Annotated in this window: 26 protein-coding genes and 2 pseudogenes; 17 read left to right on the top strand and 11 right to left on the bottom strand. The window is 46.1% G+C overall.

Annotation, left to right across the window (positions count from 1 at the left end; translation table 11 throughout):
• Nucleotides 1-16: 16 nt before the first annotated feature.
• A pseudogene (locus tag ACF2G4_RS21515) lies at nucleotides 17-139 on the bottom strand (MFS transporter); the annotation flags it as partial.
• Nucleotides 140-280: 141 nt separating this feature from the next.
• Between ACF2G4_RS21515 and ACF2G4_RS21510 the strand changes: the two are divergent.
• The 4 genes from ACF2G4_RS21510 (at nucleotide 281) to ACF2G4_RS21495 (ending at nucleotide 2,885) form a co-directional block, all read left to right on the top strand.
• Nucleotides 281-865, top strand: coding sequence for a DUF308 domain-containing protein (locus ACF2G4_RS21510; protein WP_243079543.1), 585 nt, complete (start codon nucleotides 281-283; stop codon nucleotides 863-865).
• Nucleotides 866-943: 78 nt separating this feature from the next.
• Complete coding sequence (locus tag ACF2G4_RS21505; RefSeq protein ID WP_409076434.1) at nucleotides 944-1,999, top strand: catalase family peroxidase; 1,056 nt, start codon at nucleotides 944-946, stop codon at nucleotides 1,997-1,999.
• The gene (locus ACF2G4_RS21500; RefSeq protein WP_409076433.1) at nucleotides 1,996-2,535 is read left to right on the top strand and encodes a cytochrome b; all 540 of its coding nucleotides are present in this window, start codon (nucleotides 1,996-1,998) and stop codon (nucleotides 2,533-2,535) included. The genes ACF2G4_RS21505 and ACF2G4_RS21500 overlap by 4 nt, the downstream gene beginning before the upstream one ends.
• 74 nt (nucleotides 2,536-2,609) lie before the next feature.
• Nucleotides 2,610-2,885, top strand: a complete 276-nt coding sequence (locus ACF2G4_RS21495; RefSeq protein ID WP_409076432.1) for a hypothetical protein — start codon at nucleotides 2,610-2,612, stop codon at nucleotides 2,883-2,885.
• 158 nt (nucleotides 2,886-3,043) lie between these two features.
• Here the strand turns inward: ACF2G4_RS21495 and ACF2G4_RS21490 are convergent, their stop codons facing one another.
• Nucleotides 3,044-3,736, bottom strand: coding sequence for an aspartate/glutamate racemase family protein (locus ACF2G4_RS21490; protein ID WP_409076453.1), 693 nt, complete (start codon nucleotides 3,734-3,736; stop codon nucleotides 3,044-3,046).
• Between the two features lie 74 nt (nucleotides 3,737-3,810).
• Nucleotides 3,811-4,419, bottom strand: coding sequence for a TetR/AcrR family transcriptional regulator (locus ACF2G4_RS21485; RefSeq protein WP_409076431.1), 609 nt, complete (start codon nucleotides 4,417-4,419; stop codon nucleotides 3,811-3,813).
• Nucleotides 4,420-4,628: 209 nt separating this feature from the next.
• Here ACF2G4_RS21485 and ACF2G4_RS21480 point away from each other — a divergent pair, with 209 nt between their 5' ends.
• The 4 genes from ACF2G4_RS21480 to ACF2G4_RS21465 all read left to right on the top strand — a co-directional run bounded on the left by ACF2G4_RS21480 (nucleotide 4,629) and on the right by ACF2G4_RS21465 (nucleotide 7,416).
• Nucleotides 4,629-4,919: a chorismate mutase gene (locus tag ACF2G4_RS21480; RefSeq protein ID WP_409076430.1), complete on the top strand. Its 291-nt coding sequence runs from the start codon at nucleotides 4,629-4,631 to the stop codon at nucleotides 4,917-4,919.
• A gap of 375 nt (nucleotides 4,920-5,294) precedes the next feature.
• Nucleotides 5,295-5,861, top strand: coding sequence for a nuclear transport factor 2 family protein (locus ACF2G4_RS21475; protein WP_409076429.1), 567 nt, complete (start codon nucleotides 5,295-5,297; stop codon nucleotides 5,859-5,861).
• A gap of 238 nt (nucleotides 5,862-6,099) precedes the next feature.
• Nucleotides 6,100-6,318 (top strand): hypothetical protein, encoded by a 219-nt coding sequence (locus ACF2G4_RS21470; protein ID WP_409076452.1) that lies wholly within the window; start codon nucleotides 6,100-6,102, stop codon nucleotides 6,316-6,318.
• Between the two features lie 489 nt (nucleotides 6,319-6,807).
• A complete protein-coding gene (locus ACF2G4_RS21465) occupies nucleotides 6,808-7,416 on the top strand; it encodes a GNAT family N-acetyltransferase (RefSeq protein WP_409076428.1) in 609 nt (202 codons plus the stop codon).
• Nucleotides 7,417-7,772: 356 nt separating this feature from the next.
• Here the strand turns inward: ACF2G4_RS21465 and ACF2G4_RS21460 are convergent, their stop codons facing one another.
• The 6 genes from ACF2G4_RS21460 to ACF2G4_RS21435 all read right to left on the bottom strand — a co-directional run bounded on the left by ACF2G4_RS21460 (nucleotide 7,773) and on the right by ACF2G4_RS21435 (nucleotide 14,483).
• A complete protein-coding gene (locus ACF2G4_RS21460; protein ID WP_409076427.1) occupies nucleotides 7,773-8,375 on the bottom strand; it encodes a LysE family translocator in 603 nt (200 codons plus the stop codon).
• Nucleotides 8,376-8,765: 390 nt separating this feature from the next.
• On the bottom strand, nucleotides 8,766-9,047 hold the full coding sequence (locus ACF2G4_RS21455; protein WP_409076426.1) for a hypothetical protein: 282 nt from the start codon (nucleotides 9,045-9,047) through the stop codon (nucleotides 8,766-8,768).
• A gap of 98 nt (nucleotides 9,048-9,145) precedes the next feature.
• Nucleotides 9,146-9,649 carry a DUF1543 domain-containing protein gene (locus ACF2G4_RS21450; protein WP_215844743.1) on the bottom strand — a complete coding sequence of 168 codons (504 nt, stop codon included), beginning with the start codon at nucleotides 9,647-9,649 and terminating at the stop codon, nucleotides 9,146-9,148.
• A gap of 761 nt (nucleotides 9,650-10,410) precedes the next feature.
• Nucleotides 10,411-10,848, bottom strand: coding sequence for a hypothetical protein (locus tag ACF2G4_RS21445; RefSeq protein ID WP_409076451.1), 438 nt, complete (start codon nucleotides 10,846-10,848; stop codon nucleotides 10,411-10,413).
• A 144-nt stretch (nucleotides 10,849-10,992) separates the two neighbouring features.
• Nucleotides 10,993-12,873: a hypothetical protein gene (locus ACF2G4_RS21440; RefSeq protein WP_409076425.1), complete on the bottom strand. Its 1,881-nt coding sequence runs from the start codon at nucleotides 12,871-12,873 to the stop codon at nucleotides 10,993-10,995.
• A 707-nt stretch (nucleotides 12,874-13,580) separates the two neighbouring features.
• Nucleotides 13,581-14,483, bottom strand: a complete 903-nt coding sequence (locus ACF2G4_RS21435) for a pyridoxal-phosphate dependent enzyme (RefSeq protein ID WP_332626095.1) — start codon at nucleotides 14,481-14,483, stop codon at nucleotides 13,581-13,583.
• Between the two features lie 425 nt (nucleotides 14,484-14,908).
• Between ACF2G4_RS21435 and ACF2G4_RS21430 the strand changes: the two genes are divergently transcribed.
• The 8 genes and pseudogenes from ACF2G4_RS21430 (at nucleotide 14,909) to ACF2G4_RS21395 (ending at nucleotide 19,933) form a co-directional block, all read left to right on the top strand.
• Nucleotides 14,909-15,640 (top strand): aspartate/glutamate racemase family protein, encoded by a 732-nt coding sequence (locus ACF2G4_RS21430; RefSeq protein WP_409076450.1) that lies wholly within the window; start codon nucleotides 14,909-14,911, stop codon nucleotides 15,638-15,640.
• A gap of 284 nt (nucleotides 15,641-15,924) precedes the next feature.
• Nucleotides 15,925-16,248, top strand: coding sequence for an antibiotic biosynthesis monooxygenase (locus ACF2G4_RS21425; protein WP_243079525.1), 324 nt, complete (start codon nucleotides 15,925-15,927; stop codon nucleotides 16,246-16,248).
• Nucleotides 16,241-16,633 (top strand): amino acid-binding protein, encoded by a 393-nt coding sequence (locus ACF2G4_RS21420; protein ID WP_215844758.1) that lies wholly within the window; start codon nucleotides 16,241-16,243, stop codon nucleotides 16,631-16,633. Before ACF2G4_RS21425 ends, ACF2G4_RS21420 begins: the two co-directional genes overlap by 8 nt.
• Nucleotides 16,630-17,334: an ArsR/SmtB family transcription factor gene (locus ACF2G4_RS21415; RefSeq protein ID WP_409076424.1), complete on the top strand. Its 705-nt coding sequence runs from the start codon at nucleotides 16,630-16,632 to the stop codon at nucleotides 17,332-17,334. The genes ACF2G4_RS21420 and ACF2G4_RS21415 overlap by 4 nt, the downstream gene beginning before the upstream one ends.
• A 220-nt stretch (nucleotides 17,335-17,554) precedes the next feature.
• Nucleotides 17,555-17,974, top strand: coding sequence for a bleomycin resistance protein (locus ACF2G4_RS21410; protein ID WP_409076423.1), 420 nt, complete (start codon nucleotides 17,555-17,557; stop codon nucleotides 17,972-17,974).
• A 607-nt stretch (nucleotides 17,975-18,581) separates the two neighbouring features.
• Complete coding sequence (locus ACF2G4_RS21405; RefSeq protein WP_409076422.1) at nucleotides 18,582-18,959, top strand: hypothetical protein; 378 nt, start codon at nucleotides 18,582-18,584, stop codon at nucleotides 18,957-18,959.
• Between the two features lie 349 nt (nucleotides 18,960-19,308).
• Nucleotides 19,309-19,443, top strand: a pseudogene (locus ACF2G4_RS21400) (molecular chaperone DnaJ); the annotation flags it as partial.
• 199 nt (nucleotides 19,444-19,642) lie between these two features.
• A complete protein-coding gene (locus ACF2G4_RS21395) occupies nucleotides 19,643-19,933 on the top strand; it encodes a Bor family protein (RefSeq protein WP_009089453.1) in 291 nt (96 codons plus the stop codon).
• Between the two features lie 269 nt (nucleotides 19,934-20,202).
• Here ACF2G4_RS21395 and fos read toward each other — a convergent pair whose 3' ends face one another.
• Nucleotides 20,203-20,628 (bottom strand): fosfomycin resistance glutathione transferase, encoded by a 426-nt coding sequence (gene fos, locus ACF2G4_RS21390; RefSeq protein ID WP_215844754.1) that lies wholly within the window; start codon nucleotides 20,626-20,628, stop codon nucleotides 20,203-20,205.
• A gap of 105 nt (nucleotides 20,629-20,733) precedes the next feature.
• The gene (locus ACF2G4_RS21385) at nucleotides 20,734-21,894 is read right to left on the bottom strand and encodes an IS30 family transposase (RefSeq protein WP_409076269.1); all 1,161 of its coding nucleotides are present in this window, start codon (nucleotides 21,892-21,894) and stop codon (nucleotides 20,734-20,736) included.
• A gap of 268 nt (nucleotides 21,895-22,162) precedes the next feature.
• Between ACF2G4_RS21385 and ACF2G4_RS21380 the strand changes: the two genes are divergently transcribed.
• On the top strand, nucleotides 22,163-22,459 hold the full coding sequence (locus ACF2G4_RS21380; protein ID WP_409076449.1) for a chorismate mutase: 297 nt from the start codon (nucleotides 22,163-22,165) through the stop codon (nucleotides 22,457-22,459).
• Nucleotides 22,460-22,475: the final 16 nt, after the last annotated feature.

Raw genomic sequence — 22,475 nt, 5'->3', positions numbered from 1 at the left:
CCCGCTTTTCGCTCATAGCTAACCCAACGGTTTCACATCTCATCCCAACTGAATTCAGGTAATTTCCTACAAAGCACCTCAGATAATGCGCCAGCAACGGACCAATCAGATAGCCGGCACCAAACGGCAGAAATAGCATGCTTTTTATCCTTTTGTGGCAAAGCCTCTGGAAAAAAGATAACCGCGTTGACAGAAATGCCATCCTACTAGTAGGATGGCATTTCTAGTTAATTCTGTGTTAATAATGTGTTTAAAGCATACGTACATGCTGGAGAATAAAATGTCGCTGAATATTAAGCCGATGCAAAATATGCCCTCTCATTACTGGCTAAAAAAATATTATTATTTACGTACCGGATTTTCATTAATGTGGGTTGCAGCCGCTTTTACTGTTGGTCAGCACTCATTTGGTTTGGCCGCTATTTTACTGGTTATCTATCCTGCCTGGGATGCGTTAGCCAATTATATTGATTCAACTAAGAGCGGTGGCTTCGGAAAAAATCGCATGCAGACCATCAATATTATTGTCAGCATAATCACTACGCTGGCAGTGATATTAACAATCACAAAAAGCATGAATGCAGTCATTGCTGTCTTTGGCGGATGGGCAATTTTATCAGGACTATTGCAGCTTGGGGCGGCGATTCAACGCTGGAAAAATAATAACGCTCAGTGGAGTATGGCTCTTAGTGGTGCGCAGTCCGCCCTGGCTGGGACATTTTTTATTTTTCAGGCTCAAATGCCTGTTCCACCTTCCATTATTAACATTGCTGGTTATGCGGCCTTTGGCGCTTTCTATTTTCTTGTTTCAGCCGTATCACTCACGGCGATCATCAGAAAAAATAAACCGGTTAGCTTTTCTTAATCAAAGAGTGGTTTTATCGATTCAGATTTTAATTTCGATAAATTACATTGAATCCATTCTGTAAACGCTAAGTTAAATATGAAAATGCAATCAATTTTCACCGGAAGAATATTGCTGCGTATTGCGCTAGCTGGTGTTATTCCGGTAACAGTAACGTTATTATTTCTCTGGACTGGCGGCTGGCTGGCACCTGAACGTCTTACTTCAGACAAGCTTGTAAATGTATTAGAAGAGTCATCTGGCGTGCATCCGACCTATCGTCGGAATCATGCTAAAGGCATTTGCGTGCTTGGCCGTTTTATCTCTAATGGTAATGCCAGCGTTTTATCGCGTGCGTCACTGTTTTCCCGAGGAGAAACAGCCGTAACGGGACGTTTCGCCATTGCGGGAGGTAATCCCCTCGCACCCGATTACGCTGTGCCGGTACGCAGCATGGCTCTGCTTTTTCAACAAGCCAATGGTGAACAATGGCGCACGGGTATGAATGCCATGCCCTTCTTTCCTGTCTCTTCGGTTGAAGCGTTTTATCAGCTTCAGACGGCTACACTGCCTGATACCAGTACCGGAAAAGTAAACCCGAATAAACTCAACGCTTTTATAACGAATCATCCGGAAGTAAAACCTTTTTTTGCATGGGCTAAGCAGTATACGCCGTCCTCCAGCTGGGCCAGCGATCGCTTTAACAGTCTCAATGCCTTCCGCTTGATTGATAAATCGGGCAACTCACATCTGGTCCGCTGGAGTGTGGTTCCGACCATCAAGGCAGACCCTGTCAGCGATGCCAATAAACATGACAGCGATTTTTTGCAGAAAGATCTTATACAGCGCCTTGGTCAGGGCGCGCTCAGGTGGGATTTAGTCATCACACTGGCTCAGGCTGGCGATAAAAGTAATGATGCCACTAAAGCATGGCCAGCCGATCGTAAAACGATTAATGCCGGCACGCTGGTGATAAACCAAGCCACTCCTCAGCAGCAAGGCCCCTGCAATGACATCAATTTTGATCCTTTGATTTTGCCCGATGGTATAGCCGCCTCTGACGATCCGATATTGAATGCGCGTTCGTCGGCCTATGCCAGGTCGTACAATTTGCGCACTCGGGAACAAGCTCAACAAGCAGGAGCGAAATTATGAAGCATGTCGAATATTTTCATCCAGCTATGCGCTTCCTGCACTGGCTTATGGTCGCAGCGATTTTAACAATGCTGTTTATCGGCATAGCCATGGTTGCCAGCGTATCATCCCTGCATAGTTTACTGGTGGCGATACATAAGCCGCTCGGCGTGATGATATTGGTTTTAGTCGTGGTTCGCTTGTGGCTGCGTTTTGCAACCGTAACGCCCGCTTTGCCAGCGTCATTACCCGCATGGCAGCGTGGCGTGGCGCATCTTTCACACTGGATACTTTATTTGATGATGCTGGCCCAGCCTCTTATTGGCTGGGCCATGCTTTCAGCGGCGGGTTATCCTGTTACTCTCGGTGCCGGAATTGTCCTGCCGCCTGTTGTGCCCGTGAATAATGACTGGTATGCGCTACTGCGCCCCCTGCATACCTGGTTTGCGCTCGCGCTATTCGCTACGGTAATGCTGCATCTGGCAGCTGCGCTGCTCCATGCTTTTGTACTGCGAGATGGCGTGTTCCGCAGTATGACCGGCATGCGTAAACCCTGACTGTCCGGTTTATGGCGCAACCTTGCTGAAAAAGGTTGCCACCGCGAACGCAATCCAATTGATGGAGAAAGGCAATGACGGTCATCCGTTTTCCTGACAGGAAATTGTTAGAAATCTATGCATGTTCGGCCTGTATGCCGAATGAATCCGGTGCTCCAGAATCACAGGCGGTTGAAGAGCCTTCTCAGTCTGTAATCGCTGGTGAAAAGGAAGCGGTTCGCCATTTCGCGCTGACATTTGCTGAAACGCTCTTAACAGACAGAGAACTTAACCATGCTGCACCATTCCTGGTGGATAAAATTGTCAGGATGCTGGTTGAGGAATCTCGCTGTATTCAGGATAAACCTTAATGAGGACAAAGCTCGCAAGAACAGAGTTTCTGCGAGCTTTGCGAATGCATTATTTATAAGCTTTGCCGGTATGATGGCCAAAACTTCATACTCCCCTGACTCAAGTATGAAGCTGGCAAGACCGGGATAACGCATTAATAGAATCATGATGGGTGCAATCAGGGACGTAACGCCATCTCAACCGCTGCTTCGCAATGAATCAGTGTGGTATCAAAAACGGGCACGGAGACGTTATCCTGGTTAAGTAACATACCCACTTCCGTACATCCAAGAATCACGCAATCTGCACCCTTTTTAGCTAAACGCTGCGCTATGTCTTCATAAACAGAGCGACTGGCTGGGACTATTATATCCTTGCACAGCTCCTCATAGATGATGCGATGCACTTCTGCCCGATCGGCAGTATCGGGAACAACAGGCTGAAGTGAAGCCGCCCTGAGACGATCAAGATAAAAGGACTGCTCCATCGTAAAGGCGGTCGCCATCAGACCTGGCGCTTGCAGACCTTCTTTGACAACCCGGGCGGCCGTTGCATCCGCAATGTGCAGCAGCGGGATGCTGACACCGTTCATCATCTGCTCAGCCAGTTTATGCATTGTATTTGTTGCCAGAACGATAAAATCAGCGCCTCCGCGTTCCAGCGCCTTTGCCTCGGTGTTCAAAAGTGAACCGGCTTCGTCCCATTGGCCTTTAATCTGTAAATCTTCGATGATTGCAAAATTTAGCGAACGAATCAGCAGCTCAGGAGAATGCAGGCCACCCAGGCGCTGACGAACCAACTCACACATTTTTCGGTAATAAATTTGCGTTGAGGCAGCAGACATGCCCCCCAGGATTCCAATCGTTTGCATCGTATTTTTGCTCTGGTTTTGTTGCATATAAAGGGAAAATGAAGAGGAAAACATGGATAAGACAACATCAAACGTTATCTCTTCTCAGGTTTAAAGGGTGAACCTGCGGCGATTAAACGATTTAAAACAGGCTGTGTAATCTGCTCAAACAAATCGACATTACCAAAAGCCCGGGCAGCCAGCATCGCACCGTGTACCGTAGCCATCAGCGCCTTTGCCTCCAAGGCTGGCGTATCTTGCAACTGAAATGTTCCTTCACTTTGTCCCTTCTGAAGCAGTGAGGTCAGCCAGTTGGAAAGATCTTGAAAATGGCCGGTAACTTCTGCTGCTATTTCCACAGGTAAGGTGGGTAACTCAACAGCAAGCATCACGCATATGCAAAATGAAGATGAGCCATCTTTAATACACTGTGACCAGTAACCGATATACACCTTGAGCTCAGCCAGGGGATCATTGAGCTGATAGTCCAGAGCCGACATACCCGAACGCGCTTCTTCACAATATTGCGCGACCACCGTGCGCACGAGATCCGCTTTGCTGGGAAAGTGATGATGAATGCTGGCCTTACGAATGTTCACGATCTCGGCAATGTCAGCGTAACTAAAGCTTTTATAGCCGCCGGTGGTAAGCAGTTGTCGGGTGTGGGCAGTAATTTCTTTAGCTTTATGAGAAAGTTCAGTCATAAATATTCTCGGTCAGTTTAGACAAAAAACAGCAAATTTATATTGAGGAAAGGTTTCGCGATTTAGTCAACCTACCTGCAGGTAGACTTATTGTCAAGGAAGCGCAATATAGCCAGACAGTCCGGTATTGACACCAAACCAACTAGAAGGTAGGCTGCTTTTTATCATTTCATGGCTGTTTAATTGAAGCATTTATCAGAGGTTAACCAATGAAAAATCATGATTGTGCTGTTCAACTGACATTCTTTCGGCAGACGATTGATAATCTCGACGCAGCGTTAATGTACATCCTTTCTGAACGGTTTCGGTGTACTTCTGAAATTGGCAAGCTTAAAGCCAAGTATAATCTGCCAAAAAGAGATGAACATAGGGAGAAAAATCAGTTGGCTCGCTTGAAAAAAATCGCGCAGGAGGCCAACCTTGATCCAGAATTTGCTGAGAAATTAATGCTACTGGTTATTAATGAAGTCGTTTGCAGGCATGAAAAAACAACCGCGTGAAATTTCTTACTTCTTTATTCAACCTAATTTAATAGCTTCAATTTTACCTTAGAAATATGATTTCTTAAACTGAAAATTAAAACAGCCTTAATATTGAGGTGGCTAGGGAATAAATTTTTACGAAACCAATCGGTGATGTTAACGATTGATACTATCTATCAAGTCGAAGTTTTACATAATCGATAATCTAAAATTTCAACCGCATTTTATATAACTTATCGATAATGTTATAGCCGCATGGGGCCCACTGGAAGCAAACCCTTTTGTGGCAACATTTTAATATGAACGGGCACGTAGCGAGTAACGACTGAACTGCCAGAATATGAGTTTTTTGAAAAAGCTTTTACCGTTGTTATAAATTGATAAGGAGTCTGTATGTCTTCATCTAAACAAAATGACTATGAAAAACGTCTTCAGGCTATCGAAGATAAATTGGAAATTTTTGAACTCATTGCTGCTCATCCCCTTAGCGCGGATACCGGGCATTCTGAGTACACACTGTCGGTTTATAATCATGATGGTATCTTTGATCGTGGTCCTGAACTGGATGGTGCAAACGGAGCCAAAGATATTGCGGCGTTTATTGAACGTCCGGAGCATGAGGAAGCAATTGCAGGTGGGCTCGCACATTTTACCGGGCTCCCACTCATTGATTTGCGTGACGATGTTGCAGTAGTAACCTCTTACCTCCAAATAGTTCACCTTAATCAAGAAGGCCCGAATCAAATGCTTCCAAATCATGGAATATCAAAGGGTTATCGAATTCACCGCGTAGTGGTAAATCGCTGGGAAATGGAACGGCGAGAGGGCTGCTGGAAGGTTGCGAAGCGAACGCTTCTGCCGGTAGATGGTTCAATCAATCATCGGCAACTATTACGTAAGGGATTAGATGAGCTTTATTTTTCAAGTTCAGATAAAAATTCTTCCACTGAGGGCTCATGATATTTGTCATGCATAAAGCATGAGATCTTTTGCCCTACCTGTCAGATGGCAATTAGCAGCAGCCCTGCCCAACTATGACCAGGAAACAGACTTACCTGTTCAGAGAGAACGCTGTTATGCCACGGTGAGACAGGACAAACTGCTTGGTATCATTGTCTACCCATAGCAGAATAGGAGTTTAAGTGATAATCCCTACTATCCGGCATCGGATCTTATCGCTACGTACACGGAAAAAATGATGTTAATTTACAATGTTTTTGGTCGGCACATTGGCGTTAAACGGGAGCATGGGCGCTGGCTGGTGTTCCGTATAGACTTGTCAGAACGTAAATATTCCTTACTCAAAGATATTACCATTCCTGACGAGCTTACCGAAACCGAACTGCCCGGCTGGCTGGATGACATTTATCATGAGGAGGCAACGGAGAATAATCCCAGTGTAAAACGCATTGAATGATATAGCCGAAATACAATTGCCCGACCGGTCGTTGATATTTACCCTGGCATTTATACAGGCTATGCCATTTCTCGTGCATAGTGCTAATCAAATGCCTGCGCCACATAAAATAAAGCATAACGTAACATTGTTTAAAACTGCCCATAGCGGTCATTAATATGTAAAACGCGGATAAATTGCGTTGTGGCATTGTTAATACAAACAGAAGAAATAATCTATTTAAAACATTCCAACCAGTATTTGACGTAAGCGTGAAGCTTTCAGCGATTATTCGTCTGTTGGAGAAACTTTTTTTTGTGTGAGGTTCATCGGCCATGACATAAAAATAACCGCAGCGGAACAGTGTGTCCAGGGTTAGGCGATAACACGATGTGCGGGATATAAAATTATGAAGCAATCTGACAGCCTGACTCACTACAGATAGGCTAATTAAATGGTTGATTTAATCATTCACTTTCATTTATCTAATTTTCTGACGGATACAAAAATATGACTATTCAAGTTAATCAGTTTGAAAAGTGCCAGCCGGAAGAGGTTTTCGCGGAGCAATCAAGCCAGTTGACAGTTATAGATATTGAACCGATCTGCGAAGATGATATTGCAGCTGTCACTGCGCTGCTTAATCAAGCTTATCGTTGTATCGGTGGTGACGGTGGGTGGACAAACGAAGGTGGAATCATTGCCGGCGATCGCATAAGTGAAGAAACGCTGAGACAGGAGATTGCGTCTAAGCCGGATGCAAGTCTGTTGCTATGGAAAATGCAGAGCAAAATTCGGGGATGTGTCTGGGTGGAGCCAATGGCTGAAAGTACATGGTATCTCGGTTCGCTTGCCATTGATCCACTGCTACAAAACCGCCGCTATGGCCGTAAGTTAATTGCTGCAGCAGAACAGTGGTGCAGCCGCCGCAGAGGAAAGACAATTCGGTTGACGGTACTGGACGTCCGTCACACGCTTATTAAATGGTATGAGAGACGAGGTTATACGCTGACTGGAGAAACAGAGCCTTTCCTTGTGGAGGATACGCGATTTGGAGTACCTCTAAATCCCGGTTTGCGCTTTGTCTATATGGAGAAAACATTGATCCACACCAAATAGAATCGCCCTGAAAGCCTCATGCACTGCTCGCAATGCGTCATATTATAAATGTCTGCTGTTAATCCTCAGTGAATTCGATATGAGCCAGGATGAAATAATTAATGGTGAATTGCTAAAGCCAGAGAAAAAGGAGATGGCCTCCGGCTTCCTGCCTTGTTGTTGCGCTAAATTCTTACTACCATCGACATGCATGTAGAGATCAATTAGCCACAGAATTAAGCGAAAATGGATTTAGTTGATTTGTTAATCAATCACTATAAGTCATAGGCCGTTAAAGTCCGCTTTCCGCTCAAAACGGACCTAAATGATATCGTTTAGAGCAGAGTAAGAAGAAGGCGGAAGTCGATTGTCAGAAATTAGTGAATAAGGCTGTGCAGTGAAAAAATAATGAGTAGCGCTCCTCCAGCTATGTTCACATATTTTTTAAGCATCAGTGGATGGGTTTTTTGGGCTGAAAAAACCAAGATACGGCTTATGGTAATAAGCCAGAGGCACATAATCACCACATGGACGGTAGCCAATATCAGGTAGTTGTCTACGCCTCCCTGGTTTCCAGCAAACTGAGAAACAACGGTGAGATAAAAAATAATGGCTTTAGGGTTGAGGACATTAGCCAGCCACGCTCCTTTTAATGTAATTGGAGGCACGCTGTTTTTGTGTTGATTGCGCTTTGCATTCAGTCCACTTCGGATAAGCATAACGCCCAGCCAAAGAAGATAAATTGTTCCTGCAATTTTCAGGAAACCATAAACTGCTGGCGATGAAATAATAATTGCAGTTATGCCGAGTCCGATGAAAAGCGCATGGGTATAAATTCCCAATGCTGTTCCGGCGAGGGTTCTGAAAAGGCCGTTGCGTCCATCTGCTAGCGCGCTGCTCATAACAAGCGTGAAACTTGCTCCAGGAGACAAAGCAACAGGTAACAATGCTGGCATAAAGCCAAGAAGATTGATGTCCATAGGCATTAAATAGTAAGCGACCAGCCCCTACGTTGCGAATCTATTAAGCATAATCCGTCTTATACAACAGGCTCGTAAATCGTTTCAGTTTCTAATCCTCGTCGTAATCCAAATCACCCTACCTGACTTACTAATGACGTTGGGATATTTCAGCGTTCATTCTGGGCGAAAATGCCTGCTTTTAGCTCATAACAGACTCTGACTGACAGCTGACCGCTTTGTGCCACAAGCGGACGTTGCTAACACTGAAATGTATTAACCTGCGGGCAGGTCACTGCCTGTCAACTTTGCCTGGATTGTTGGTTGCCGATGGACAAGTAAAATACGACCGGATAGCCAAACCGCATGCAATTGCGAAGTCACATAGCGGGAAAGCTGTATCTCCAAAAATCAGCCAGCTTCGCCGCGCAGCCGGTGGCGGTAATATTTAAGAACAACGTATGTCACTATTTGGCCGTACAGGAAACCGCCCAGTGCGGCCATCAGTACGCCGCCCACCATACCGAAGAAATAGACGCCCGCGCCCGCACAGCTACCGCATAGCGCCATCCCGCACCAGGTTTCCCGGTGCCGGAAAGCGGACTTATATGCGCTCCTCCAGCGCCTTCCGCGTTCCCGCAGGGATAAATCGGCGAGTTCAGGAATGCTTTTCAGGGTCCAGTAGATTTTCACGGTAGTGTCCTTATTCCATTGATTCCGCAGGAATAAATATAACCTGCCGGATTAACAAATGTTTAGCCATTACTGCCGCACCTGCAGTCTGGCCAATGTCAGATACCTATGGGTTGATAGCCCTGCCATTCTGGTTGATCACGACGTCCGGAATCACAGGGAACCAAATGAATAAAGAACTCACCTACCTTTTCAAGTAACAGGCAATCATCCACGTCCTTCAAATTATCCTTATGCTGATGGTCGGTGCCACAGAGCAGCGTCTGTAACGCTTTTTTCTTAGCCTGCTGCGCATTTTCGGCCACAAATAAATCGAATTCATGTAACTCAGCGAGCGTATCAGGTCGGTAGCCGCCTGCATTGACGAAAAATAACCTGTTTGCTGAAGGGGAAGGTTTAGCGGAGAGGGTAACAGAATATCCGTCAGCCCAGGTGACACGGCTGTAGCCGTCAATATGAATTTTATCCTTATCCCCGAACCATACATCACGAAGAGCGGGCCAGGCATCTTCTGGTCTGTTTGCCGCAACAAATTGAATGTCGTGCACTTCTATGTTGGATTTCCCAGCATTGCCACCGATATAGAACATATACAGATTCATTTAACATCCTTTTCAAGCATGAGTATCGTTATGCATTTGAATATATAACGATTTGTATTGCAATCTCATAAAGGATATTGCCGCGTTTATGAACACTGAAATTGACAAGTGGATGAAAACTGCCTTTCGTTACTACTGCTTTAGCACTGCCAACCACCGGCATCGTAATAAATTTTGCAGGCAGAACTTCCGCTTTTCGCACATAGCAGACCTATAAACCTTTTTGCTGGTAGCCCTGTGCCACAAGCGGTCATTGCGAGCCCAGTAACGGGTATATATATAATAGATGCCTCATATCATTCAGATTAATATTAAAGATCGGGTGTGATCAATGCTCCACTGACGCGATCATCATTCACTTGCAATATTTGCTGTTGAGTTGATCAAATGATTTTATCTGGGAGCGATATTCATCAGCCAAGAAACTATCATTTGATGCATAAGTAATGGGGCGACGTTTAAAAATCAGTTCACATGGCTCTACTGAAATAAGTCTAACACCTATTATCCGATTTCATTTCATGTATATTGATTAAATATCAAAACCAGCCCACCTAAACTTAGCATCCTGTAACCCTGATAATTTTATCCACCACATCTGATAATTGAGCAACGCTATTCCTGCTATTTTCAATCATTTCGCCTATATTAGCGGTTAACGGTGATGCCATTAAATGCAACGTCATATATTGGAGAGTCAATATATGACGTTGCATTTACTCCTTCCCTATTGTGCCTGATACATTAAGAGCAACTGCCTGTTACTTCGCATATGTCAGGAAGACACCTTCTTTAGTGACAGCAACTTTACCTGTTGCGTAGGCGATAACAATATATAACCCTTGCTGATAACTGATGTTCCCGCTTTCGCGCTCAATTTCAGCCGCTGGTTTACCATCAACCGTCACGATCCCCAACTTATCCCGCTTAATTTCGATATTGTTTCCGTTATCACTAAAATGCTTAATAAATGGCTTAACTTTATGGGCCGCTTGAGCAACCTGCTTTGCATTTTCTAATGCCTGTTTCTCAGCAGCGGCACTGATTGTCGCCTGCCGATTTTGTTCAGCAACATAACAAGCGTCCCGGCTTACGCCTTGCGCCTGACAATCGGCCATACGTGAAGCCTGAGAGGTACAACCCGCCATTACACTCATAACCACCAAAGCTGATACAGCAGTTATACAATCTTTTTTCATATTGTTTTTCACTCTTAAAATCTTTTCTGGTTAATAGAAATAAAATAGATCAGCACGTTTTCGACATGGCTATAAATAGAGCATGACAACGATAATTAGTGTGAGTAAGCATTATCTGACTACGAGTCCACTTCTATCCCAGCCTCAAAAATTACCCGCGGCACTATGTCCGCTGCGCTGGCCGCCCTGTCCACGGCCACCCATCGCTGATCCGTGGGCATTGCTGTTACCGTTGTTGCGGGTTGACGCTGCATTTTGATGTGGGCCTTTGTGATGGCCGCCGTTATTGTGCGAACCTTCCGTCAAAAAAACTTTTGCAATGACAGGTGTAGGAATATTGGTCACAACGGCCGGCACAATACTCACTGGCGTTGGCTGACCAACTACGGGTGTTTTCAGGGCATTTTGCGCTGCCAGCGCGGCGGCTTTAGCTTCAGCCTGCGCTTTTGCTGCCGCTGCAGATTTGGCCGATGTTAATGCGGCTTGAGCCTGCTGAGCTTCGCGCTGGGCTTTGTCTGCTGCCTGTGACTTTTGTGCAGCCAGGTTAGCTGTCTCTGCTGCAGCAGCTTCGTGTTGCGCAAGAGAGGCAGTACGGGCGGCATTCAGTGCAGTGTTTTCTGCATCGACACGATCGCGATTTGACTGTGCAAGTGCTGCGCCTTTGATCTTTGCTTCACGCTGCATCTCTGCGTTGACCTCTGCCACGCCGCCTGCAAGCACCTGCTGACGGGTACGCTGCTGGTTGGCTTTTGTCAGCGCCTCGCCGCGGATCTGAGCCTCGCGCTGCATCTCTGCGTTGACCTCTGCCACGCCGCCCGCAAGCACCTGCTGGCGGGTGCGCTGCTGGTTGGCTTTTGTCAGCGCCTCGCCGCGGATCTGAGCCTCGCGTTGTATCTCTGCGTTGACCTCTGCCACGCCGCCTGCAAGCACCTGCTGGCGGGTGCGCTGCTGGTTGGCTTTTGTCAGCGCCTCCCCGCGGATCTGAGCTTCACGCTGCATCTCTGCGTTGACCTCTGCCACGCCGCCCGCAAGCACCTGCTGGCGGGTGCGCTGCTGGTTGGCTTTTGTCAGCGCCTCGCCGCGGGCCTGAGCCTCGCGCTGCATCTCTGCGTTGACCTCCGCTACGCCGCCTGCAAGCACCTGCTGGCGGGTGCGCTGCTGGTTGGCTTTTGTCAGCGCCTCGCCGCGGATCTGAGCTTCACGCTGCATCTCTGCGTTGACCTCTGCCACGCCGCCCGCAAGCACCTGCTGGCGGGTACGCTGCTGGTTGGCTTTTGTCAGCGCCTCCCCTTTCATCGCCGCTTCATGCTCACTGTTTTCCCGGTCAGCCTGCTGAATTTGCCCTTCCAGTTTTGAAGCAGTTAAGTTGTTGAATCGCAGATTATGAGTGATCTGCTCTTTTGCCTGGGCACTTAATCGGTGGCTTACTGCGTCGCGCTGATCAAGTTGTGCGACAGTATTTTGTTTATTCTCGCTGATTGTATTTTGCTGCGCGGTAGAAGCATCCATTTTCATTTGTGAAGCGCTGACTGCGGGGCGCGTACTCTGTACGTCACCAGACCAACGGTCATAGCCCTGCCGATAGTTATTCTGAGTCCAGCCTTGATTACTGACCGTAACCTGCGCAATAGCATTGGGATTTAAGGCATGACGATTTGATGAATTATCGATAACTGCCTGACTGATAGGTGTGCTTGCGTCGGATGTAATAACTGCTGTTGTTTTGGTGTTGGGTGCCTGGAGACTACCATTGTTTTCAGGTACGCCCTCAAGCAACTGATCCATAACATTACGCACCTGTGGATCCTTGATTGATAGCTTGGCCTGTTCAAGTGAGTCAGGGCTCATCTTATTTAGGGCCGCACGGGCAGCATCTCTAGAGGTATGACTATTCACCACGTTATTCAGGGCGCTTCGTAACGATTCAATATCCTGATAATTAACGTTACTGTAATTAATTGCCAGAGTGCTAAAAGATGAGAATGTAGCGATGAAAAGAGCGAGCGTTTTGATTGTCGTGTTCATTTCTGTTTCCTGAGACTGGGCCGGAGAACGGAGATTTCCGATGATATTTTTTAGATTAAATTAACTTACTTAAAAACATCTCTTTAAGGCTTAATCGCTAGCTTTTGTAATGCCAGCCCATGCCAAAAATGAAAGCGATTACACAAATTGAAAACACAGAGGTTAACCGCTTAAGTTGCGAAATCTACGCTTAAAATTATGCGGTTAAATTGATCTAAATCAGCATTTATCACCCTTAAAATGAATGCGATTACAATCAAATTTCAACAGCTTGTTTCGTAAAGAAAATTATTGAGCAAAAAGTGCTATGTTAGCGAGGTGGCTTGTAACAGAGCATCGCGAACATCTGCCCCGTTTTTTGTTAAAAATGATTTAAATGAATTGATAAACTCAACGCAGCCATAGAAATGATTATGTTAATCAGTGGGTTGGTTGTGTTTTGGTTTTAACAGGAGATAGGGATACTGCTAATAGGAAATAGGCTGCTGCGAAGTCTAAGGCGTGAATAGGTGCCTTCCTGCAGGTAATGATAAAAGTTCAGGATGCACCTACGAAGCAGTTTAATTTTTTACTTATCGCGTACCGTGGCTTGCATGTCTGCTTTGGGCCAAAAGCGGCCTCACCTCGCATCATGATATGTTAATCAATTGCGGCAGATCAGCCGCCCCTTTTGGAGTGAACGCCGGTATGTTCATTCCGTTCTTCTGTCATCCCGCGATCCCTTCCAGAGTGACCGACGCCCCACCGCAAACAATAACCAGTACATTATCGGCAGGTTTAAAACGGATTTTGTTTTCGTACAAGAGTGACAGTGACACACCGCATGCCGGCTCAGTAAGCACGCGATGGTCATCAAGAAAATGCCGACAGGCATGCAGTGCTTCTGCGTCAGAAACCAGCATACTTTTGACATCCAGGCGACTGGCCACGTTAAACGCGTTTTCGCACACCTGGCTTGCGGCCAGCGTCGTGGCTATGCCGCTGACTTTATCAAGACGCACCAGCTTACCGGCATTAAGCGAGGCGTTAAGGGAGGCAGTGCCGTGGGTTTCAACGGCATAAATCGGGATGTGACCAAGCTGATTTTTTTCCAGTCCCTGCGCTATGCCGGACAGCATGCTTCCGCCGCCGACGGACAGAATAACGGCATCAGGTTTTACTCCCTCACTGATGACCTCATCCACAATTGTGCTGATACCTTCCCACAAAAGCGGGTTATCAAACGGATGGATATAGATGATTTCATCCGTTGCCAGTGACAGGGCATAATCGTTAGCCTCACTCCATACTTTTCCATGCACAATGAGCCTGGCCCCTTCCTGTTCAATAAGCTGTCTTGCTCTGGCTGACGTGGTTTCCGGTACAACGACAGTTACCGGTAGCCCCAGTTTGCGACCGCTGTGAGCCACCGCAATTCCGGCATTTCCGCCCGATGAACTGACAAATGCTGTAGCGCCCTTACTGGCGTAATGGCAACAGGCATGCCCCGCGCTCCGGAGTTTAAAAGAGCCGGTGGGCTGGGAAGACTCCATCTTCAGCCAGACATTGCATCCACTGTGTTGACTTAAAGAAAGGGAATGTATCAAAGGGGTCCGAATGCTTATTTCCATTTATTTAATTCCTTATGAATTCATCTCTCAGCGTAACTGCTGTTCTGCCCGAAGCCTTTTCAGAAGGACATCATAAAATTTATTAGCAAAACGCGGTTGATACACCTCTTACTGATTGGGCTGGTTACAGATATATAGTCGTGTTCCACCGATGTGTTCTCACCTGTGGCTGATCAGAATCAGTTCTTCACGATAACTGGCACTCTGTTCCAGCTCACTGCTCATGGACAACGCGTCTTACTGAGCAAGTCCTTATACTGCTGATGAAGACATTATTCGCATGACGATTTTTTCTCTGACGAGAAGCAGATCAAAAATTATAATCAGCCCTTTAAAATAAGCATAAAAATCAAAAATCTGTAATTTTTAAGCAACTCAGCGATCATTTGTTAACTGAAAGAAAATGTTGAAAGGAGGCACTGTTGATGACTGTTTCTATAGGTGTGCTTGCAGGTATGGGACCCCGTTCCACAGCCCCCTTTGTTGATATGCTGGTGGCAGACTGCCAGATCGGGTACGGAGCGAAATATGATATGGATTTTCCCAAAATGCATATCATCTCGTTGCCTACACCTTTCTGGCCGGGCAAGAAAATTGATGATGATGCGATGATCGCAGCCCTGCAGCAGGGTATTGCCGAACTCGTCAGAGCAAAAGTGAGTTTGATAGCTGTTCCCTGTAACCTTGCGCACTGCTACTTTGCCGAAATGAAGGCGGCGAGCTCTGGTATTCCACTTCTGCATATCGCAGACAGTGCACTTGAGTCGTTGCCTGTAGAAGCAACCAGGCTAGCTGTACTGGCTACAGAACCCACGCTGGAAGCGGGTTTCTATCAGGCGCGGATTGAAGCTACTGGCAAAAAGATTATTGATTCACCTCTACTTCGTGAAATGACCACATCGCTGATTGGTCGGGTTAAAACAAAAGGCTTTCACGAGCCTGATGTAAAGGCAGAGTGGCAGAATTTAATGTCTGTAGTGGCAAGTTATAAGGTGGAGGCTCTTCTTATCGCATGTACAGATCTTAGTCCCCTGATAAATGACAATTCTTTCAGCTTTGTCATTGTGGATACGGCAGCAAGCCTTTCCAATGCGACCATCAAAAACTACAGGCGACTTTCCGGGAAGACTACAGGCGACACCAATAATACCGGCTAAACTGATGTCCGATTTTAACTCATAGCCAACCTGAAAACCTTGCAGTCTGGCAGCCACATGCCAGAAGCGGAGATTTCGAATATCACTACGTATGGACTAATCGCAAGTAAATCAGCCCAGTCTATAAATCGTTGCAGACCTTGAATCTTTTGTCCGTTTTTCTGTGAGACTTCATCCGTCTAAACAATTCTGATTTCCACGAAACAGACATACTTCGGTGAAGGCCGAAGCATCAGACTTTTGTTGGCAATAAGCTGACCGGAAATCAACGACGGAGCAGACAAATGATTGCAGTACTTTTTGAGGCGGATGCCTTACCAGAGTCCCGGGAACGGTATCTTCAGCTCGCTGCCGAGCTGAAACCAGTATTGTCAGACACGCCGGGCTTTATTTCCATTGAACGATTCCAGAGTCTGACTACGCCCGGAAAAATCCTTTCTTTGTCATGGTGGGAGGATGAAGATTCTGTGGCTGAGTGGAAGCGGAACGTTATGCACCTGGCAGCACAAAAAGAAGGTAAACAGTCAATTTTCTCGTTTTACAGAATACGCGTTGCCAGTGTATTCCGTGATTACTCATCTGATAAGGGAACGCATCAGCATGTATGATATTCACGTCATTCTCAGTAATACTCCAGGTTCGCTTGGCTCACTGGGAAGTGTGCTGGGCACAAATGGTGTCGGCCTTGAGGGAGGAGGCGTGTTTTCGACGCCAGAAGCCGGACACGCGCATTTCCTTGTTGAAGACGGTGAGAAAGCCCGTAAGGTTCTGACTGATGCCGGTTTTGATGTCAGCAATGTGTGCCGCCCTCTGATAAGAAAATTACCTCAGAAACGCCCGGGTGAGCTTGGAGACATAGCTGAAGTAATTGCCAGGAACGGCATTAACATTCTGGTACAGTACAGCGATCACAGTAACAGGCTTATTCTGATTACGGATGACAATACTCGGGCAGCTGAAGTAACCCAACAATGGGCAATACTCCCTGAATGAAACGTCTAAAAACTGAACGCGACAGTGAGCCGGATGATTCTCTGGAAAAATCTATGGCACAGGTTGCTTCTGCCCTATCTGACCCGTCGAGGGTCAGTATTCTGTGTGCCCTGATGGATGGGCGCGCATGGACAGCCACTGAACTCAGCGCTGTGGCTGACATTGCCGCATCGACAACCAGCGGTCATCTCAGCCGGCTTCTCAGCAACGGGCTGATTATTTGCCTGACTCAGGGCCGTCACCGCTATTACAGCCTTGCGGGCCACCATATCGCCGGACTGCTGGAAAACCTGATGGGGATTTCCATGCACACGTTCAAATCTCCGGTGCCTCGCACGCCCGCCTATTTACGTTATGCACGCACCTGTTATGACCATCTGGCGGGAGAGCTTGCTGTAAATATTTATGAGTTTATGCTGCAGGATAAATGGCTTGAGGCTGACGGCACTGCGCTGACGCCAGACGGAAAATCTCATTTCCAGAATCTTGGCGCAGTGCTTAACTCACGCCCGCGTCGCAAATCCTGCTGTCCCTGTCTCGACTGGAGCGAAAGACGCTTTCATCTGGGAGGGGATGCCGGTTCGGCACTGATGACGCTTTTTCTGCAGAAAGAATGGGTAGCCCGCACGCCGGGATATCGCGAAGTGAACGTGACCGACAGAGGCAGAACTGCCCTGCGTCGCCTGTTCAGTTTGGATTGAACCTGATTCTTAATCGCGTGCTGGCTGCTTTTTCGCCAGTTATTCCGCTTTATTCTGATTCACCTATTCTGACTTCAGTCGGGCTTTAATGCAGCCTGACAGGCACAGCATAAACTCTCGCACTGTAAGTCAGACAATATGGCCACCGGACTTACCCCATAACATCGTCTTACACAAAGCCGCCTGATGTATGCTATGCCAGTCAAAAAGGATGATATCAATGGCTGACCTGAAAGACCCCTACTGGAACCGTATGGTTCCTGAACTGACCGTAACGGATTTTCCTGCTTCCCTGTACTTCTATGTTGATGTGCTTGGCTTCAACATTGTGATAAAACGTAGCGATCCTGATTTTGCTTATGTCAGCCTCGGTGAGGCGCAAATCATGCTTGAGCAGTATCATGCTGAAGGATGGAACACATCAGAACTCGTCAAACCGTTAGGTCGTGGCGTTAATTTCCAGATAGAAGTGGACGATATTGAGCAAATACTTGCGCGTTTACTCGCACATGGCATATCGCTATATCGGGCTTTACGCGATAACCACTACAGTACCGGAGAAACGATAGCCTGCCAGAGAGAGTTTCTGGTGCAGGATCCGGATGGATATCTTCTGCGTTTCAGCCAATATATTGAGTGATTTTCCTGCTTTTCCTCCGGCCTGTTTAAGCAACTGCGACTGAACGGAATATGCAATGCTATAACATTGCTGATTTAGACGTTTGCCCGTACAAAAAGCTGAAGAGAAAGTTAAGCTGAGAATGCAATTCACTGATACTGAAACCCTGCCTGACTGTTGACAGTACCAGAAGCAAGTATTCTGTCTTCGGTTCAGCAGTATTAATGAAGATATTTCCGGATGAATATAATTTTTTAAAAATGTGTCTTCCGGATAACAAATGCACAATTTGTTTGTTACAGGTCAAATTATACATAACATAACTTTCAAACTTAATTTGATCTGAATCAAGAAAGTTATCGACTTTTCCTTTTATTGATTAATCAAGATTAAAGAAAAGACATGCGTAATGTTTTACGTTAAGTGTATGAGGTACTGTATATTTACCCATGCATTAAGTTTAAAATAAATGACTCCATTTGCTTACAGTGGGAACCATCAAGTAACAAAATTTTTTCAAGACTGTTAAATAAAATAATGCTGGTCTCTTAGTAATTTTTTACTTTTCAAATCTTACAGCCTGTTCATATTGATATAAATTCCACCTCCCACTGACCGAGGAGGCAATATGGAATGGTTTTTACTGGAGACGCTCATCAGTCCCGAAACAGCCACATCTTTTTCATTGATTATGAATCATAACAAAGTGTGCCGTATTATCTGGCATGAGTACGATGAGGACCTGACGCCGGGGAAATACATTCTTTTAAGCAAGGGTAAGTTTATGTTTGAAGGCAGAGAAACAATCAAGCTTAACAGGGCGTTAAAGACAGATTTTCATACGAAAACCGCCTGGAACTCTCTGAAGGCCTATACGGGCTGCGAGAAATTTTTGAAAAAAGACCAATGTAGTTATGCGCACCGTTGTGCAATTAAGACTTGCCCAAGACAACTTAATCAAAATGGTATGCCTGAGCGCAACGACAATAATCCGCATCTACATTAACGTTTGATAATTAAGTTGTAATTTTGCTCATGATTATCAGGTGCAATATAACCCCTGCCAGTTTAGTTTTAATTTCCTGAGAATAATCAGGGTTTTTATTTAAATGATACAGTCATTTGAATTATTTCTTTAGTATATCCTTCCGGGATATACCGGGTCTTGGCTTAACCGGACTGTTTGCCCTTCTACTTTACCGGATACTGCAGGTACGGAACTTGGGCTGGTTCTGCTTTTAATCGTAATGTGCCATTCCGGATCATTGATCCTGCTACCCGTAAAACAACATAGCACAATGTTCGCAACGTCCGCTTCTGGCACAAAGCGGACTGACGGCAGGCCAGGGTCCGCTATGAGCGAGAAGCATAAGTCGCTGCTGCGTGAGCTGGAATAGAGCTTTGGTGGTGCGGCGGGCGAGAAGAACAGTCCGCATTCAAAAAGCTTTCTCGATGGCGTCAAAAAGTTCTTCTACGATTTGACTCGCTAAGCGGAAACGCTGCGGTAAACATAAAAAGCCCCTGCTGTGCAGGGGCTTTTTATTGCTGTACTATTCAGCAAAACGTATCCGTTAGGCGTACTCAAAAATCTTTCTCATGTTTCCGCTTTCGTTGTCGATAACCTGATTGCTGGCTGAGTGATGATTTCACTCAGCATTTATTTTTTCATTTCAGGCGATAAGGATATTTATGAACAAGCTTTGTGTTGCGGCGTTGTTGGCTCTGAGTTTAACCGGCTGTGCGCAGCAGACTTTCGTAATGAAACAGAATCAAGTTGGCGCGGCGACGAAAACCACTAGCCAGCCGTTCTTTGTTTCAGGTATCGGTCAGCGTAAGAGCATTGATGCGGCGCAGGTGTGCGGCGGCCAGGAAAAAGTTAGTCGGGTTGAAGTGCAGCAGACGTTTGTTAATGGCTTACTGAGCGTGGTGACGTTTGGTATCTACACGCCACGTGAAGCGCGCGTTTATTGCGCCATCTGATAATGCCTCAGGCCGGTTCGCCGGCCTAATCCTGCGCCTGTTATTAAATATTGTAACTATTAAATTCTGCTGTCGTACCGCTGCGCGGCTTGCCTGCTGACGACGTTACTCGAAACGAGTTCAGGCAACGTCGTCCAGCCTGGTAAAAGGAGTGGTAAGCTGTTGAGGCATGTCAGTCCGCTTTGAGCGAGAAGCGGACATAAAACCTTAGAATGCACTGAAGCAGGAAAGCATCTGGATTAACCTTGCCGATTTTCTGGGTTACCAAATCACTTTTGTTCAGCTCCATTCATGCCGTTGAAAAACACCATATCCTTGTAGGGATGCTTCAAACATGCATTAAGGCGACTGTTTAAATCCCCATCATGAATTTCTAGCTTGTGCCCATCCGGATCCAGAAGGTAGATGGACTTTCCTTCACTCTTGTTCGATTTCCATTCCTTAACGCCAAATGATTTCAAGTGATTAGCAAACATATCAAAATCTTTACTTCGAATGCTGAAGGCGTAGTGAGTGTAATCCTGCCGAGGGCTAACCTCGTCAGCGGAAAGACACAGCCACAAATCACCCAGACAAAGGTAAGCGCCAGAGGCCCATCTGGCCTTAGGTGTAAAACCTAGTGTCTCCACATAAAAATCAAAACTTCTGGAAATATCGTTTACAGCGATTGTTATATGGTTCAGCCCAGTAAGCATTTACTGTCTCTTAAGCAAGTCCTAGGAAGTTACAGGCTACCATAAATCTTTACTCCCCTCAGTTGGATGAAAGTCGCTTCGCAATGTCCGCTTCTGGCTGTGAATTCAACCGATGGATGCAACACATTGGTTAAAACGCTCTGCGGGTGATTCATAGCCTAGCGTTTTTCTTGGCCTCTCGTTGAGCTGCCTGGCAACACTGTTTAGTCTTTGCTGGCTGTGAACCGATAAGTCAGTTCCTTTTGGAAAATACTGCCTAAGCAATCTGTTCGTATTTTCATTGGAGCCGCGTTGCCAGGGAGATTGAGGATCACAAAAATAGACCTCAATTTCTGTCGCTACAGTAAAAAGGGTGTGATTAGTCATTTCCGCCCCTCGATCCCAGGTTAATGTTTTATACAGTTCAACAGGCAGCTGCCGGGCTTGTTTGATTAGTGCGGATATGACTGTGGCTGTCTTGTTATCACTGATTTTGGCAAGCATAACAAAGCGGGAATGGCGTTCTACCATCGTGACAATATATGAGTTTTTAGAGCCCTGTATCAGGTCTCCCTCCCAGTGACCTGGTATGGCTCTGTCTGCAACATCAGATGGCCTTTCGCTGATGGGTATTGCATCCGGAATTGAGCCTAATCCCTTTCCTTTAAGTGATGTCGTTCTGGATTTACGTACTACTCTTCCGCTTCTTAGGCACTGCTGCAGCTCTTTTTTTAAAGCTCCCCGGGTTTGTATAAAAAGCGTTTTATAAATCGTTTCGTGTGACACCTGCATTTCCTGATTATCCGGATAACAGCGTTTAAGCCAACCGGCGATTTGTTCCGGCGACCAGTCCTGATACATCTTCTCTGCAATGATTTTACACAATGCGGGGCATCCAATTAGCTTGCAAGGTTTTGGCCTCAGGGCACTGTCCCACGCGCCCTTATCAGCTTTTGCAGCTCGGTAATGTTTTGCACCTCCATGCCTTTTGATCTCGCGGCTAACAGTCGAAGGGGCTCTTGATAATTTGTCAGCGATGTCCCTGATGCTACTTTTTGCTACCAGCCCTCTGGATATTTCCTCTCTTTCATCAAGTGAAAGAGCCAGCCGGTGTCGCTTTCTGACAGGAGGGCGATAACCACCAGTTTGGTGAATAGTGGGCATAACAGAAGAGTGATATCTGTCGAACATTCTGGCGATATCATGCAGGGAATCACCTTGCTTATACCTGTCCCAGATAATCGCTTTCTGTTCTGGCGTGTAGTAAATGCGCGTTCTTCGTTTCATGGCAACGTCCCCCCCTTGTTTAAGGATAGCGTTGCGTCGACCCGTTGAACTCACAGCACAAAGCGGACATACGGCAGAACAAGGTCTGCTAAGAGCAAAAAGCGGGCATTAACACTTTCTCGTTTAACGCTTTGCCAATAATCGCATGCTATGCAGGAACTTTGATTTATATGCCGACCTATCTGTCATTCTTCGAAAACTTAACTCTGTAATAATAGAAAAAATTGTGTAACCTATCGCACTCATGTACTAGTCAGGTGGGTTAATGATGGATTTTTCTACTATTGAGGATGTTAGAAATCGTATCGACCAAATTGATAATGAACTGGTTAAAATGATCGCGCAACGTAGCCAATGTGTTAAAGCTGCAGCAGCTTTCAAAAGTGACCATTCAGCTGTGCGCGCCCCAGACCGTGTTCAACAGGTAATCGACAAGGTATGTAAACAGGCAACTGAAATAGGGCTTCCCGCAGTGATTATCGAGAAGGTGTATCGGACTATGATCGGTGCGTTCATCGATTATGAACTCGATCAACACGATCAACTGCGACAAGAAAAACGCTGAAAACGTGCGTCAAGTT

This window comes from Pantoea phytostimulans, from assembly GCF_046118715.1.
Classification (GTDB): Bacteria; Pseudomonadota; Gammaproteobacteria; order Enterobacterales; family Enterobacteriaceae; genus Pantoea; species Pantoea phytostimulans.
Note: the sequence above shows the minus strand (reverse complement) of the source record. Positions and strands in the feature narration are given on the sequence as shown.